This is a genomic window from Natrarchaeobius oligotrophus (assembly GCF_003841465.1).
Classification (GTDB): domain Archaea; phylum Halobacteriota; class Halobacteria; order Halobacteriales; family Natrialbaceae; genus Natrarchaeobius; species Natrarchaeobius oligotrophus.
On record NZ_REFZ01000001.1, the window covers coordinates 152,708 to 168,423 of the forward strand.

General features: G+C 59.4%; 15 protein-coding genes and 1 tRNA gene. 11 read left to right on the forward strand and 5 right to left on the reverse strand.

The genetic code is table 11. The features are described from left to right. Window positions 1-144: 144 nt before the first annotated feature. Window positions 145-327 carry a DUF7511 domain-containing protein gene (locus EA472_RS00810; protein ID WP_124189622.1) on the reverse strand — a complete coding sequence of 61 codons (183 nt, stop codon included), beginning with the start codon at window positions 325-327 and terminating at the stop codon, window positions 145-147. Between the two features lie 169 nt (window positions 328-496). Between EA472_RS00810 and EA472_RS00815 the strand changes: the two genes are divergently transcribed. The 4 genes from EA472_RS00815 to EA472_RS00830 all read left to right on the forward strand — a co-directional run bounded on the left by EA472_RS00815 (window position 497) and on the right by EA472_RS00830 (window position 4,307). Beyond that, window positions 497-571: transfer RNA gene (locus tag EA472_RS00815), tRNA-Arg, on the forward strand. Between the two features lie 684 nt (window positions 572-1,255). Then, entirely contained in the window at window positions 1,256-1,771 is a 516-nt protein-coding gene (locus EA472_RS00820) for a DUF7437 domain-containing protein (protein WP_124189623.1), read from the forward strand. A 5-nt stretch (window positions 1,772-1,776) separates the two neighbouring features. After that, window positions 1,777-2,322 (forward strand): hypothetical protein, encoded by a 546-nt coding sequence (locus EA472_RS00825; protein WP_124189624.1) that lies wholly within the window; start codon window positions 1,777-1,779, stop codon window positions 2,320-2,322. A gap of 164 nt (window positions 2,323-2,486) precedes the next feature. Beyond that, window positions 2,487-4,307 carry an SWIM zinc finger family protein gene (locus tag EA472_RS00830; RefSeq protein ID WP_165874782.1) on the forward strand — a complete coding sequence of 607 codons (1,821 nt, stop codon included), beginning with the start codon at window positions 2,487-2,489 and terminating at the stop codon, window positions 4,305-4,307. Window positions 4,308-4,330: 23 nt separating this feature from the next. On the opposite strand, the gene EA472_RS00835 is transcribed toward EA472_RS00830, so the two are convergent. Both EA472_RS00835 and EA472_RS00840 read right to left on the reverse strand, forming a co-directional pair. Then, complete coding sequence (locus EA472_RS00835; protein WP_124189625.1) at window positions 4,331-4,687, reverse strand: calcium-binding protein; 357 nt, start codon at window positions 4,685-4,687, stop codon at window positions 4,331-4,333. After that, window positions 4,684-5,685, reverse strand: coding sequence for a hypothetical protein (locus tag EA472_RS00840; protein ID WP_124189626.1), 1,002 nt, complete (start codon window positions 5,683-5,685; stop codon window positions 4,684-4,686). The genes EA472_RS00835 and EA472_RS00840 overlap by 4 nt, the downstream gene beginning before the upstream one ends. Before the next feature lie 157 nt (window positions 5,686-5,842). Here EA472_RS00840 and EA472_RS00845 point away from each other — a divergent pair, with 157 nt between their 5' ends. From EA472_RS00845 to EA472_RS00855, 3 genes are all read left to right on the forward strand, one after another. Next, on the forward strand, window positions 5,843-6,208 hold the full coding sequence (locus tag EA472_RS00845) for a hypothetical protein (RefSeq protein ID WP_124189627.1): 366 nt from the start codon (window positions 5,843-5,845) through the stop codon (window positions 6,206-6,208). After that, window positions 6,205-6,699 carry a zinc ribbon domain-containing protein gene (locus EA472_RS00850; RefSeq protein WP_124189628.1) on the forward strand — a complete coding sequence of 165 codons (495 nt, stop codon included), beginning with the start codon at window positions 6,205-6,207 and terminating at the stop codon, window positions 6,697-6,699. Before EA472_RS00845 ends, EA472_RS00850 begins: the two co-directional genes overlap by 4 nt. A gap of 582 nt (window positions 6,700-7,281) precedes the next feature. Further along, window positions 7,282-8,436, forward strand: a complete 1,155-nt coding sequence (locus tag EA472_RS00855; RefSeq protein WP_243637739.1) for a mechanosensitive ion channel family protein — start codon at window positions 7,282-7,284, stop codon at window positions 8,434-8,436. A gap of 1,045 nt (window positions 8,437-9,481) precedes the next feature. Here EA472_RS00855 and EA472_RS00860 read toward each other — a convergent pair. Both EA472_RS00860 and EA472_RS00865 read right to left on the reverse strand, forming a co-directional pair. Then, window positions 9,482-10,111, reverse strand: a complete 630-nt coding sequence (locus EA472_RS00860; RefSeq protein WP_124189630.1) for a DnaJ domain-containing protein — start codon at window positions 10,109-10,111, stop codon at window positions 9,482-9,484. Then, window positions 10,108-11,220, reverse strand: coding sequence for an HNH endonuclease (locus tag EA472_RS00865; protein ID WP_124189631.1), 1,113 nt, complete (start codon window positions 11,218-11,220; stop codon window positions 10,108-10,110). The genes EA472_RS00860 and EA472_RS00865 overlap by 4 nt, the downstream gene beginning before the upstream one ends. 523 nt (window positions 11,221-11,743) lie before the next feature. Between EA472_RS00865 and EA472_RS00870 the strand changes: the two genes are divergently transcribed. The 4 genes from EA472_RS00870 to EA472_RS00885 all read left to right on the forward strand — a co-directional run bounded on the left by EA472_RS00870 (window position 11,744) and on the right by EA472_RS00885 (window position 15,419). Next, on the forward strand, window positions 11,744-12,685 hold the full coding sequence (locus tag EA472_RS00870; RefSeq protein WP_124189632.1) for an ABC transporter ATP-binding protein: 942 nt from the start codon (window positions 11,744-11,746) through the stop codon (window positions 12,683-12,685). Then, window positions 12,682-13,464, forward strand: coding sequence for an ABC transporter permease (locus EA472_RS00875; RefSeq protein WP_124189633.1), 783 nt, complete (start codon window positions 12,682-12,684; stop codon window positions 13,462-13,464). The genes EA472_RS00870 and EA472_RS00875 overlap by 4 nt, the downstream gene beginning before the upstream one ends. A gap of 111 nt (window positions 13,465-13,575) precedes the next feature. Next, entirely contained in the window at window positions 13,576-14,358 is a 783-nt protein-coding gene (locus EA472_RS00880) for an ABC transporter permease (protein ID WP_124189634.1), read from the forward strand. An 89-nt stretch (window positions 14,359-14,447) separates the two neighbouring features. After that, on the forward strand, window positions 14,448-15,419 hold the full coding sequence (locus EA472_RS00885; protein ID WP_124189635.1) for a hypothetical protein: 972 nt from the start codon (window positions 14,448-14,450) through the stop codon (window positions 15,417-15,419). The last annotated feature ends 297 nt before the right edge of the window (window positions 15,420-15,716 follow it).

Sequence of the window (15,716 nt, forward strand, 5' to 3'; positions counted from 1 at the left end):
GTCACGCGACCGGTATCCGCCGTCCGGGCGCCGCTCCGGACTGAAATCCATCGTCCTTCGACGATCGAAGCCGTCGGTTCGAGAAACCGGTCGGAATCGACCGATCACGGCGCTTCGGTTACGACGGTCGCGCTTTCGAGACCGCTATCGCCACTCTTCGAGATCGCGGAGGGAGTCTCCGTCGATCGAGAGCCACTTACTCACCCGTTCGTCGCCGGATGCGTCGACGGGAACCGCCGTCCACACCTCCTCGTCGTCGGTGAGCAACTCGAGCTGTGCACCTCCAGCCTGGCCGTCTTCCGGAACGGGGGCCTCGTTCACCGTCATGATATACCCATCCTTCGCACCGCGCTCCAAAGACCCTTGCCCGTCATTTTCAGCCGGTGGGAACTGCCAGCGGTCGCTCGAGGAGAGCGGGCCGAATAGTGTGTTCACTGGTGGCTATATGGCTGAAAATCGAGTGACTTATACGGAGCCGACGGAAACGGAGAGGTGAGGGCGCTTAGCTCAGTCTGGACAGAGTGCTTGGCTTCGGACCAAGTTGTCGCGGGTTCAAATCCTGCAGCGCCCATCCTGCCGCGTGACGCTCAGGAGTCACACGACGGCGTCGACTTCCTTATAAAGAAGCCGTCCGCTTCGCGCGCGAGTCCATCACGTCGCGTGATGGGGGTCGCCTCCGTCATGGGATTCGTCGGAGCAAACCACTCCGTGCAGCAACATAATGCTGGCGCAACGTTCTACCGGAGAAGACGATATCGGACGACGATCACACGGATACCTGACGCGACGAGAAAGCGTTTACAGAGGTTCGCCAACCAGAGGGCAGAGTATGGACTGTTCCAACTGCGGGTACGAACTCACGATTTCGGAAGTTCGCGAAGCGGGCAACGAGTGCCCAAATTGCGGAGCGAATCCCGGTCGGGATGACCGACCCTAACTACTCCTGCCTCGATCAAACATCCAAGTTGGCGGTATCTCAACCCAAAGATCGAGTCTGTGACGAATCCTGGATGTTGAGATCGGTGCTTTACACTCTGCAGCTCTCGGTCACGTGGTGAACTAAGTCCCTTGTAGGCTCTGACGCGATAGAAATTGGCGATCTGAAATAGGTGGTTCTGGGCTCTGATTCGCACTCACAGTGCCGTGAGTCTCGAACCGATCGAACCGGAAACCGCGCTGGAATTGTACCTGGCCGACAGGGTGAACAACGTTGCCGAAGCCCTTATTGCATCTTGTGTGCAATTCGCTACTAAGGATGGCAACGAGAGAATCGAACTGGGATACCCCGCTCGATACTGGCGGTGAGGCGTTTGTACTCCTCGGAAACGCTCGCAAAGCATGGATATATACCTATATCCGTCACCATCCGGCGACGACAATTCAGGAGATTGTCGAGACGCTCGATCTCCCGCAGCGGACAGTCTACGAATACGTCGACGACCTTGAAGCCGCAGGCTTCATCGACCAGTCAAACGAGGGCCGACCGGCGGAGTATACGGCTCAGGAGATCGACCTCCAACTGGTAGAAGACGATACCAAACGGCGAATCACGCCGGAGTTGGTCGAGGCGATTGCCCGTCGAACGCGGGACGAGGACATCGATACGTACATCGATCGCCACGGATTGGACGGGCTCGCCGTTGCGATCGAATACGCGCAGGAATACGTCGACGGATCGGTTACACATCACATCATGGCTCGCGAGCAGGAGATCTCGCCCCTGGAGGCGGGTGTCATTCTGGATGCACTACGGCCGGTCGTTGAGGACTGATCGGTATGGAAAGCGACAGAGACGTCGTTTTCATCGATTCGTCGGTCCTCATTAGTTGTGGACGGCGGGAGAGCACACGCTTCCAAGCGCTGGCCCGTGAAGCCCGTCAGCGCGATACCGTCTTCCGCATCTCGCCACAGGTGTATGCCGAAGTGACCGGCGATCCAGCTTTCGAGGAGTATACCGCCGATGATGCAGCCGTCGACGAAGCACTCCAGGAGGGATGGATGAAGGTCACCGAAAGTCCATCCTATTCGATCTCGGAGGTTTCGAACGTGATGGATCAGGCGCGGAGCTTCATCGCGAGTGCCAGCGATCGAACAGAAGATGCCGTCGAAAAAGCGGATACGGAAATTGTGGGTCTGGCGCTCGAAATGCTTCTCAACGACACCGCTGATCGGATCACGATCGTAACGAACGATATTCCACTTGGCGAAGCGGCAGAATCGCTACTTCCACAATACGGGTTCGACACCGATCAGATCACCTGGCTTACCGGTGGGGAACTCGCTGGCGAACTCGCCGAAGACTTCGTTTCCGAATTCGATTGAGTTCTTCGATACTGTTGGTATCGATGACGATCCAGTCCTCGTCGAGAAACAGGGAGGGGCACGCCGCAGTATCCCGGGCAGAATCGATGACGGTGTCACGCCATGTCGGTCCGTCGACGAGTGCGACGAGACACATTTCCACGAGCGGATACGATCCACGCATCATGAGCAGGAGTGACGAGCGATGGCCACCCGTCACAGAAGCAACGATCAGCGACCTCGCCAGGTCTAGCTCCTACGATCGCGGCCAGTCCTACTACGAGCGCGGCGCAGTCGGTGAGATGGTTCGCCGCGGGAAGACGGTCCGTGCCGACGTCGAGGGGAGCCAGTACCAACCTTACACGGTCACGATCGAGTTCGACGATGCTGGCGTTGCGGGCACGGAGTGTACCTGTCCGTACGACCACGGTGGCATCTGCAAACACCGTGTGGCAGTCCTGCTGACGTGTCTTCGCGATCCCGAGCGTGTCGACGACAGGCCACCTGTCTCGGAATTGATCGAGGGAACGAGTCGTGAAAGCCTCGAGGAGTTGCTCATCGAGCTCGCCGAAAACCGCCCGGGGATTGCCGAGTGGATCGACCTCCGTCTCACGTCTGTAGATGCGACCGCTTCCGACACCACCGTCTCGGTGGATATCGAGTCTGTCCGCAAACGGGCGAACCACGCGTTGCCAAAGCCTGGTCAGCGAGGACACAGTGACGCCTATGCGGAGGCGGAGCGAATGGCGTCGGAACTCGACGAACTGATCGAGCAGGCACGGCAGGCACTGGACGCTGGCGACGGAGAGACGGCAGTGGAGATTCTCGAGGCAGTCACGGAAGTGCTCGCGACCAACCGCTGGCCCGGACTGCTCCCGCGCGACGTCACCAAACTCTACGAAACGTTGGCAGCGCTTGGCAAGACGTTCGCAGAAGCGATACTACTGGTCGAGTTGAGTGAGAGCGAACGCGAACAGTTGGAACAGCGTCTCACCGAGTGGGACGAGCAGATACGACACTTTACCGGTAGACCGACGCTTGCTGTCGGCGCTGACGCAGCACGGGATGGGTGGGACGACGACCGACTCCAGCAGGCCCTCGATGGCTCTCTCGCTGCGGGGGAGCTCGACATCGACGAACCGGAGTACGTCGATGGTCTCACCACGGTACGTCTCGCCGCTCTCGAACGGCAGGAACGCACTGACAAGTATCTCAATCTGGCCAAGGCAGCGGGCAAGACCCAACTATATACCGAGATGCTGGCGCGAAAGGGCGAGATACAGGCGGCTGTCGACTGCGCAATCGAGAACCTCTCGACTCCGCAGTCGCTGCTGGAAATTGCAAAGATACTGCGTGCCACTGGCAACTCGATGGCTGCACTGGACGTTGCCGAACACGGACTGGCTGTCGATGGCGTACGGAAAGACAGGCTTACAGAGTGGCTCCGGGATCGGGCTGCGAGTCTGGGCGAGGAGGATCTTGCGCTCCGGGCTGGGATCGTTGCCTTCGAAGAGAGCCCATCGCCGAGTACGTATGGGTCTGTGGAAGAACTCGCAGGCGACGAGTGGGAGTCCGTTCGAAGTGAACTCCTGGCGTCACTCCGCGAGCAGCATCCGACGTCGCAACAGGCAGCCGAAGTATTCCTCGAGGAAGACCTGTACGACGAAGCCATCGAAGTTGCTGACCGCTCCGGCAGATTCCGCGTGGTCGAGACTGTCGTCGAGAAGGTCACGGCACATCGTCCCCAGTGGGTGATCCGTACGTGCAAATCGAACGCCGAGCCGATCGTCGAGCAGGGGAAACACGACAGCTACGAGACGGCTGTCCGCTGGCTCAGATACGCGGGCGAAGCAGCCCAAGAAGCCGACGAACTCGACGAGTGGCACGAGTACGTCGAGACGATGCGTGAGAAACACTACCGGAAGTACAAGCTGCGACCCATGCTGGACGACCTGCTTGGCGAGTTTCGCTCTCCGGTCGATGGCGAGGTGAGTTCGGATGGCTGAGATGGGGGCTTCTGTCCCCACGCTTATCGTTCGAGCCAGTAGTGCCAGTCTTCGATGGCCTGCTCGGTGTCCGGACTGGGATCAACAGGTTCCAATTGCTCCAGTGGGACGCCGAGTTCTCGATCCATCCACTCGACCGTCACGAACAGCTGACTGAGAGTTGGTTCTGGTGATGACATTCCCACCACGTGCACCGTTTCGCCTTCCGTTAGCGGGGATTCCTCTCGTTCTTCGACACAGCGAGCTTCGAAGGGAAACTCGAGGAAATCGTCTATGTACGCATACCAGCCCATCGCCGCCTCCTCAGCACTATATGTATCGACGGTAATCCTCGTCTGGATACGCTCTTCGCGTTCTTCGTCCCGGTCTGGGCGTGTCATGGCTCGCCTCCCGCTCGGGTGTGGTACGCTTGCCCGGACTTGAACTCGGTCAACTCATCGATACGAGCCTCCAGATCCTCGATCTCCTGTCGGAGTTCCTCGGCCTCTTCTCCGCCCGTGGCCGCGAGTTGATCTTTCAGGCCCTGAAGGCGACTCTCCTTTCGTTCTTCGTCGACCTCGGCCTTGCGGACGTACTCGCGCTCTTCGGTCTCGTACACATCGCTCTCGGAGAGTTCGGTTACCTCGAGTGCGTCGTCGACCTTCTCGCGATCAACACCCAGTACGCGCTCGCGGTCGATCCCGGCTTCTTCGAGCGTTTCCAGGACTTCTTTATCGCCTTTCAGCGTCCGATTGCGCCTCGTGGTCCGCTGGACGGATCCGAACGGCCCGCTCACCGGTCGGTCGTGATGGAGTCGATTCAGCAGCACGTCGGCAACGTCTTGACGGAGGTCGTTTGCATTCCGCTGGACATCGGACAGTAAGGTGTAGAGGTTCACCAGGGCATCCGTCTCTATCTCCTCCAACACGTCGACTTCGTGTCGTTCGAGTGCGTCAACCAGCAATAGTGCGTCCGCATACACCTCGAGGTCGGGTTCGGTTCGTTCGTGCTCGTCGGACTCGGATGTCTCTGCGGTGTCGAGAAGCTGGCTGGTCGTCGCTTCCTCTTTCTCCTCGATCACACCTCGGTCTTCGTCGATCTCGAATCGCGGATGGAGGCTCAACACTGCCGGGAACGGATCGGCGTCTGCCGGAAGTCTATCGAGTTCGAAGTCTCCCGCCTCTTCGGTGATCCGACGATAGAGCGTTTCGAACTGATCGCGTTGAAGCGGTCGTGTCTCGTCGATTTCACGGTCGAGGAACTCGATGACGACCCGCTGTTCCTGAACGTCAGTAACGCGAAATCGGTCGTGGGACAGCGGCGTAATCAACGTGGCCCCTTCCGGGAGAGCGTCGAGTTCCTCGAGAAGCGTGTGCCACGAGACGCTGAACGGTGCCATACGGTAACGCTTGGAAGGAAGGCTACTAAACCGTGGGGAACAGATCGACTCCATCGATATCCCAGCTCTTGTGTTCGTCTTCGGTGTGAAACATTTCTCCAAACTGTAACTGTGTCGACTGACGTGGATTCAAGAGGAACCTCCACGAACTCTCGGTATGGTCGATGATTCGGATTCCGAAACGACGCCTTCGTTTCTCTCGTCGCTTCCAGATCAGCCGATCACGGATGACGTCGTAAAGCAGATCGGCGAAAGCGACCACCCGAAAATTCACGGTGCAATGGGTTTTCCCGGCTCGACACCGGGCTCGATCGAAGCATTCCTCCTGAATATGGAAGAGGCGACTCACGTGCTCGTGTTCGACTCGTCCGAGGGACGATGGCGGGTCTACGAGTCGTTCGATAACACCGACATGGCTCATCAAGAAATGATCGACCATGCCACCGAGATTGCCAACGACTGGTTCGCAGAGAGTCTTGCCGGCCGTGTTGCGCGTGCAGAAGACGCCGATTCAGAGCTATGAAGGTACGCTACTACGCAGACGCGGAGATACGAGAGATGCACAACCACGCGATACGTCTGTTAACGCAGCTTCATGACGAACACGGCATCACCGTCGAGATTGATCGGATCGACGAACAGCACGATCCGATCACTGACTTCCCCGATGAAGTGCGGCGTCTACCACCTGAAGAGGTCTACGAGCGCGATTTCAAGCGTAATCGTGCCCTGAATGCGGTCATCGAACAGACGCCGTCGGAAGCCTTCAAACACTACGGAACGCTCGACATCGCCGGGAACGTCGCCGTCGTCGATGAGGAGGGAACCGTTCAGTGGGCTTCGACACTTCCGGGATATGCGGACGGATATGGCCCGGGTGCCGAATCACAGACAGCAATGGACTTTCTCGAAGATATCGCTACGTCGCCAAGTACCCGTATCTGTATCGAGTGTCTACACCTGTTGGACGGCGATGAGAACTTCTGTCCGAACTGTGGTAACGGTCTTCCGTAGGTGGGGTGGCCGTCTCAGTACGCATGATTATTCTCGAAAGCAACAACACTGCGTTCTCGAGGCCATATTTCGTACCCTACGACTTCGCAGTCTTTCGGTTTTGTTTTTCAAAATCTGCGATGGGTGCTGCTGCGTATCGAGAAGCGTTGAAGCAAGGGTGGATCGGAGAGCCACGGTGAGTTTCGGTGGTGAAGCGCTCGCACGGTGCGACGCTGCGAGGGCAGCCGTGGTACCGTGAGTTCCGAGAAGGCGTCCTGATGTTTGTTATTTACAACGTCGAGCGCGCCTCTCCGCCACTACGATTCCGACGCCGCACCCCCTACTCGACGAGACACGCAGCATATCTCAGACTCTTCGAACTTCGTCGGAGAATCCGACGCAAACCCGGACGAGAAGCCCGGAAAGAAATCGATCGAACTGTTCTCCGACTCACCAACAATGTCCTTCACAAGATCGAATGTGGCAATCCTGTCTACATACTGAAAAGCTGGACACAGCGAACGGCTTCTCGGATAGATGGTCGCTGGATCACGATACGATTATACTCGTTGGGTAAATACAGATCAGACTACGGTACTCGATATGGCCGATTTCCATTATCTTGCAAATACGCACGTTCCCGCACCATTCGATACGATCGGCATCGAAAACCCGTGGGTTATCGTCGGGGTTGTTCTCGTCGCATCGTACATCGTCGCCTCTCTCGTTGAATGGGGTGGTAAAGAACTTCTGCATCGATCGGACTCCTCATCGACAACTTCGTTCAACCGAATGTTTTTCGAGGTGATCCACACGCCCCTCTATCTCTCGATCGGACTGCTGGGTGTGTATCTGAGTCTGGTCGTCCTCGATTTCGTCGAATCCAGTTTCTACTTCGTCGGAGCGCTTCTCACGGCATTCGTCGTTCTCTGGGCCTGGGCGGCACTTCGTCTCGGCAATCGGTGGATCGAGTATGCGCATTCGAGTGAGAACAACTACAAGTTTGCGCCGGTTTTCAAAAACGCCTGGAAGATCGTAACGGTCATCGGGAGCGGATTACTCTTGGTCTCGATCTGGGATCTCGAGATCACGCCGTTTCTCGCGTCCGCGGGCATTCTCGGCATTGTAATCGGCCTCGCAGCACAGGAAACCATTTCGAACCTGATCGGCGGTGTTTCGCTCTACTTCGATGACACCTACGAGGTGGGCGATGTGATTCTTCTTGATGACGACGGACTTCGTGGAGCGGTCGTCGATATCGGTATTCGAAGTACGACGGTGCTCACACGTGATAACGTGACGGTCACCGTTCCGAACTCGGTATTGAACTCGTCACAGGTGATAAATCAGTCGACCCCGCAACGCCGGACGCGGATGCGGATTCCGATCACTGCCGAGTACGGAACTGACTACCGGAAAGTCGAACAGATCCTCCTCGATGTTTGTGACGACGTTTCACTGATCCACGATTCACCGCCACCGCAAGTGCTTTTCAGTGAATTTGGCGACTCGGCGCTGGTGTTCGAACTTCGGGCGTTCGTTGTTCATCCACTGAAGGAAAAAAGCGCTATCGATCGGGTCAATCGAAGGGTGTACGATGAATTTAGCGATGCAGGGATCGGCATCCCGTTCCCACAGCGTGAGTTGAGCTTTCACGAGTCGGAGATCGATCCGAATTCCTCCGAGAGTACCATCAACAAACCGAACATAGATTCTGCGAATTACGGCGGTCAGTCGCACAACGACGATGGTCACTGAGTAGCGCATCGTGACGTAAACGGTCATCCGCTGTCCAGTGTGAAAGTCGTACCAGTTCGACGATCGGTTCGAACTCCTCGACCTCCCCGACGGCGAGGAGCGCGCTCAGGGAACATATCCGATTTCCTCGGGTATCACTGAGCTGAACGACCGGTGGCTCGTCCGAGTCGAACGCGTCGAGTTCGTCGCGGCGTCCACTCACACCGCGGTCTCGCGACCCGTCCGTTCGTTTCTCTCGTCGATCGTCACTCTCGTCCACCGCCGTCTTCGCCGCCGGACCAATCATCCAGCGTCGCTTGCATCCCGTCGACGTCGCCAACGAGGGCTTCATCTGGCTACCGACGGCCTCGTATTTCTCGTGTGCCATCGTGAGCCACAGGTACGCTGATTCCTCTCCCGGTCCGGTGCCCACTTCTACGTGCGGTGATCCGTTCGTCTCGCCCCGGACGAACTGGTCGAACCAGGGGTACTCCCCGAGGGAATCCTCGATGCGTCCCAGAATATCGCGGGTCTTTCGTTCGATTTCCTCGCCAGAGTCGCCGACACAGCGTTCGTTACGGAGCAGTTCGACGTCGCCGACGGTCAACGGTGTCGAGACTCGCTCGACGAGCGTCCTCTCGGTCCTGCTCCTGTGTTCCCGTGTGAGTATTCGATTGCGACTCATATACTGGTGTTCGGGCCGCCACGTGGGTGATTTTGAAACAACGGTGAACCGTTACGTACCCCCAATGGTGCGGAGACGAGACCCGTTTCGTCGCCAAAAAGTGGACGAGCGTATCTCGTCTTCGTATTCGACATCGTTCTCGACGAAGTCCAACGCGCCCAGGCGTCGGTAGTTGATCAACCGCGATGACGAACTCGAGCGCCTGGGGAACGGTACGAGAGCGAAAGTGCGAACGCGCTGTCGTCTGTGTGGGGAAGTCCTGGCCGATTTCGAAATCCATTCGAGGCCGCGACGGCGTCGTTGGCGACCTGGCTACAGAGGCGGCCGCGAACCCTCAGTTCGAGCTTCCCCCGTGCTTTCGGGCGGACGTCGATCCACCAATCAATCAGTCGGGAGAATCCGCCTGTGGGTTTCCAGCAGCTGTTCTACCCCGATAACGACCGCAACGAGGACCACCCCGAGAACCACGAGGCCGAGCGAGCCGATTCCGGTGGTGGAAAGTATCCCGACCTGAACCCCTGGCGCCCAGCTCAACACGGTGAACGCGAGTTCCAGACCCAGGAGTCCGCCGACGATCGCGATCAGCCCGTGTCCGCCGACCACCGTCAGTCGAGAGCGATCGATCTCGGAAACTCGAGGTGGTTTCTCGCTCCGTCGATAGACGCCGTCCCACATCGATCCCGCACGTTCGGTCCCTCGGGTGTGTGCACGCCAGCCAACTCCGTCCGCATCAGCGTCCGTGGGTGACTGTGTCGTCTGCGTTCGAGAGCGGGTCGTCGACGGTCTAGTGGCGTCGGATTGTCCACCATCCACTCCCGCTTCGTCGTACCGTGCTCGCTGTTTCGGGTCGCTGAGGACGTCGTAGGCCTCCTTGACCCGCATAAACAGCTGTGCAGCGTTCGGATGATCCGATTGGTCAGGATGCGTTTGCTTGACTTTCGTTCGATACGCCGTTTCGATCTCGTCCTGTGAGGCGTCTTCGGTGACTCCGAGAATCTCGTAATAGTTCATGCGTCGAACACCCTGGCGTGGCGCGCTTCGTGGCACTCGCGACACAGCGTGCGCAGATTCTCGGGATCGTCGCTCCCGCCAACGCTCCGTGGCGTCTGATGGTCGACGTGTAACTCGGCGTCACCGTTTGGACCGCCACCGACGCCGCAGTTCCGACAGTAGTACCCGTCACGTTGGCGCACTACGCTCGCCCGAATCCCCCAGTCGTCGGGAAGCGGTGGGGTCTGCTGTCGAATATCCTCCGACACGGGCGCTCGACCGGGCAGAAACGGAAAGATTTGCGTCGCCGTCGGCCACATCGACGCGCGCAGATACAGCGCTCGCCGCGCTCGGTTTCCGAAAAATTTGAGCTTCCGAAGCTCGTGGAGCATCACCTTTCCGCGCCCCATCGGGCTCAAATGCTGAAACCGATACGCAAAGCGCAACGCGTTGAGAATCGCGATATAGAACAACAGCGGAATCGCCGCGCCCCAGACGATCGATCTCAACCCGATCTGAGCGGGTTTGCTGAGTCCGGTGGTTCGAGGGGTCGGAGCCAGATCGGCTTCCAGTGGCCGACTCGCCATGTCGCCACCGTCGAGTACGTCGATAGCCGTTTCGACCAACGCGCTGTCGACGTCACACGAGTCCAGCACCGCTTCCGCGTCGGGTCTCTCCAGGAAGTCGACGAGACTTTCCCTGATCGCCTCTCTCGGGGTCACCAGATCGGGCCGTAACACCGCAATCCTCGAGACGGCTCCGGCCGCCATTCCCCGCTCTTTTTCGAGGTCGCTCTCCCGAAGCAGTTCGTGGAGCAGTTCGGTCGTGTGTCCGAACTCCTGTGGATACCAGCGAGCGAGATTGTACACGACTGCGAGTGCACCACCGCGAACGGCCTCCGATTCGTCGTCCAGCCGCGAGACGATTCCCGGCGTTTGTTCCCGAAGTTGAAGCGGATAGGACGCCGACATCTTGATCATAACGTCCAACGCGCCGTAGCGAACGCGAGAATCGTCGTGGACTACCCACTTGCGTAATCGGTCGCGGTGTTTGAGCCCGGACGAGGGGTCGCGTTCGACCTCCCGTTGAATTTGCTCGATCGTCGAACGGAGGTTTTTCGTCGAACTCATCTGTGTGTTCTGGGTGTTGCTAACTGTAAACGATTCTGGCCAAACCCCTCTTTCGTGTCGTATTTGAAATGGATTTGTCAGATAACCGTCCCGCCCGATCTGTCTCGTTTACTCGCCGTGTGTCGCCGTCGAATTTGCCACTTCCGTCCGATCTATTCGATTGCTCGAGCGTCGAATCGGGCCGGTAATTCCCACACACTTCCAAAATCAGACACGAACTGCGAGCGCCACGGCGTTACATCATGGTTCGAACAGTTTACGAGCTCGGGGCGTATGCTCCGCCACGGGCCAACGCTCGGTCACGCTGTTGACGCTCGCGTTCGGTGGATGGATAGCCGCTGGTATCGCACACACGGCGTCTCCGAGCGGATGACGACGAACGCACGAGGCGGGTTTTCCGCGCATTTCTGTGAGATGAAGCCGACGCCCCGTTGTCCGTCACCGCGTGAAATACCGCGAGAGGTTTTATGTAACTCAGCGGTGTAGGACCGTCGTCTGGAGTTCCGCTCGACAGGTGACGACGATGTGTGCACGTACCCAGGCGGCCGAAACCGGATCGGAGAAGCAGACAGCGACGATCAGGTTGGACGGCCTCACCAAACGGTACGGGGAAATCATTGCGAACGACGACGTATCGTTCGAGGTGCGTCCCGGCGAAATCTTCGGCTATCTCGGTCCGAACGGAGCCGGAAAGACGACGACGATCCGCCTGTTGCTCGGGCTCATCAAACCGACGTCAGGGAGTGCAGAGGTACTCGGCGCTGACGTCCGCGACAGACGGGCGCTGACCGAAGCCAAAGCCGAGGTCGGATACCTCCCGGACGAACTCGGCTTCGAGGAGCGTCTCACCGGTCGACAGGTTCTGGACTACTTCGCCCGAATGCGCGGGGACGAACGGCGCGAGGAACTCCTGGATCTGTTTCGGCCGCCACTCGACCGGCCGGTCGAGACGTACTCGTCGGGCAACCGCCGGATGCTCGGGATCGTCCAGGCGTTCATGCACGATCCGGAACTGGTCATCATGGACGAACCGACCTCGGGACTGGATCCGCTCAAACAGGACCGGATGCACGCGTTTGTAGCGGAGGAACGCGACGCCGGAAAGACGATCTTCTTCTCCTCGCACGTCCTCAGCGAGGTCCAGCACGTCTGCGACCGCGTCGGTATCGTCCGCGAGGGGAAACTGGTCGCCCTCGAGAACATCGACGACCTGCTCGAGCGGGGCGGCAAGCGCGTTCGGGTGCAGTTTCCCGAGCCGGTCGACGAGGACCGCTTCGGTACGAGCGAGATGATCGACGTCGAAACCGTCGACAGGACCGTTCGGTTCACCTACACCGGCGAGCCCGCCACGCTACTGGAACACCTCGTTCAGTTTCGAATCGAGGACGTCGACGTCGGCGATCCGAAACTCGATGACATCTTCAAACACTACTACGGAGACGACGGCGACGCGGAGGCGGGATGACCGCCGTCCTGCGAAACGAGTCGGAGAGGCTCGTTCGAGGGTCGGTCGTACTGACCGGAGTGCTCGTCGTGCTCGTGGCGTTTCTCTTCGTCGTGTTCCCAAGCATTCAGCGAGAAGCGGAGTTGTTCGAGGAGGTGTATCCGACGTTCGTTCTCGATCTGCTGGGAATCGTCGAGCTACACACGATCGAGGGGTTCGTCGGTGGATACATCTTCGCGTTCGTCTGGGTGCTCATCGCGGGGATCTACTTCGCTTACGTCAGCGGTGGCATGGTCTCGCGGGACGTTCGCACGCGCCGACTGGATCTCACGCTCGCCAGTCCCGTCTCCAGGGAGTCGGTCGTATTCCAGAAGGTCGCTGCGCTGTGGGTTCCGCTGGTCGCGCTGAACGCCGGATTGCTGGCCACGGTGCTCGTCGGTGTGACGCTCCTCGGCGAATCGATCGATCCCGTCTCCCTCGCGATGGTGCACCTGCTCGGCGTTCCATATCTGCTCGTCTGTGCCGGAATCGGGATCGTCCTGTCGGTTCGTATCGATCGTGACGAGACCGCTCAGGCCGCGGCGCTGGTCGTCACGTTCGTCCTCTGGCTGGTCGACGGCCTCTCCCAGATGAGCCCGGACTTTGAGTGGATGGGCGGTTTCACGCCGAGTCGGTACTACGATCCCTCCGCGATCCTCGTCCACCGGGAGTACGCGCTGTTCGACGCCACAATCCTCCTCGCGGCGTTTCTCGCTCTGCTCGGTATCGCCGTGGTCGTCTTCGTTCGGAGGGACATCTGAGATGACGGCCGGATTTCGCGTGTTCCGGACCGACATCGGCCGACTCGATAACGACAGCGTCCGCATCCGGTGCCATCGCGACGGGCGGCGAAACCGACTGGAGGGCGGGACGTGACGGCCATTCTCCGGGTCGAATCCAGAAAACGCGTGCGTGGCTCGGTAGTGCTGGTCGTCGTGTTCGCCCTGCTGTCGGCGCTGTACTTCTCGATGTTTCCGGGCATACAGGAGGAGATGGAAGCGTTCGAGGAGGCGTTTCCGGCGTTCATGTTCGACCTGTTCGGGATCGAAGAGCTACACACGATCGAGGGCTTCATCGCCGCCGAGATCTACTCGTTTTTCTGGGTCCTCCTTCTCGGAGTTTACTTTGCGTACGTCGGCGCCGGTTTGATCGCGAGCGACGTCGAGGACCGACGGATGGATCTCACCCTCTCCAACCCGGTCTCCCGCGAGTCGGTCGTGCTCCAGAAAGCCGCCGCCCTGTGGGTCCCGCTGGTCGCGTTGAACGTCGGGGTGGCGGTCATCGTCTACCTCGGCGCGCTCGCCATCGGCGAGTCGTTCGATCCGGTCGCGCTCGCGATGGTACACCTGCTCAGCGTCCCTTACCTGCTGGTCTGTGCTGGCATCGGGATCGTTCTATCCGTCGTCATCGAGCGAGCGAGAACAGCTCGCGCAGTGGCGCTGAGCCTGGTAGTTCTCCTCTGGCTGATCGACGGCGTATCCAGGCTGGACGACGACTACGAGTGGATCGGTGCGGCCACGCCGAGTCGGTACTACGAGGAGACGGACATTCTCGTTCACGAGGAGTACGCGTTTCTCGACGCCGGAATTTTGCTCGTCGCGTTTCTCGTCCTGCTGGCCGCCGCCGTCGTCGTCTTCACGCGTCGCGACGTGTGAGACGCTCCTGGCGTCCCGGACGAGTGCTCGTGTTGGCGACGATGAACGAAGGGACGATCTATATCCGACGAGACGGCGTACGCCTCTCGATGACAGCGAGCCGACGAGCCGTCCTCGAGCGTGCGGGGATAACGACCGTCGCCGTCGCCACCGCGGGCCGGCTCACGATCGACGCGGGAACGACCAGCGACGACGAACCGCCGGAGTTCAGCCGATGGCTTTCCCCCGAGGACGTGGTCGAGTTTACGTTCGTCGACTGGGCGAGCGTCGAAGAGGACGTACGGGGAGAACTCGAGCAGGCGCAGGCGGACGAGGAGATCGACGTTCCGCCGGAGTACGAGAACGACCCGATGGTCGCGCCCGCTTCCGACGGCGTGCTCTCGACGTACCTCTTCGTCGGGCTCGACCTCGTCGAGTTCGGGCTCGGTCGGCTTCTGGACGACGAGGCGTTCGAGTCGACCGTCGACGGACTGCTTCGTACCGGCCGGGCGTTCGTTGCGACCGGCGAAATCGACCCCGATGAAATCGACGAGCGACTGACCGGCGAGCCGGAGTTCGAGTTCGTGGTGCAGATGGAACGGACGGACGAGATCGGGGAGTACGACGTCTACACGCCGATCGACGATCGGGAGGCGGCGATCGCCGTCGGCACCGACGCGCTCCTCGTCGTCGACGAAGGTGACGATCCGAGGGCGGTACTCGAGTCGATCGTCGACGTCGCCGAAGGCGATACCGAGCGGGCCACGGACGACTCCGAACCGTTCGCGTGGCTCCTCGAGACTGCCGGCCACGGCGACGTCGTCGTGGGCCAGTACGGCGGGCCGTTCGACGCCGAGGACCTCGTCCATCCGGCGCTCGACCCACTTGCGGGCGCAGCGGGGTTCGTCTCCTCGCTCACCCTCGAAGACGAGATGACGTCGTCCGGAACGTTCGCCTCGGTTCTCGACGACCCGGACGAGGCCGCACTCGAGGACCTCCTCGGTGTTTCCGCGGACGAACGGGCGATCGACGTGGACGGGGATCGCGTCACCGCGACGGGAACCTGGCGGGAGGTGAACTGATGGACGACCGTCGATTCGACCCCCAAACCCAACTCGAACGAATAGTATATCTGAAAAACACCTTTGGTTAGTATTTAATATTATGTGAGTGTCATGAGCGTCGCCCGTTGCGCTAGCCGGGGACGTGGTGACGTCGCACCTTCGGCGGAAATCACCCAGGGTGACTCGACAATCACCATTTTCATTTGAGATTTTTACCCCGTATATTTCGGCCGCCCCGGAGCTATCACCGCCATCTGTTGTCCAACTTCGCTAGAAAACGTTCTAGAACAATCAGATAAACGGTAATACGACTGA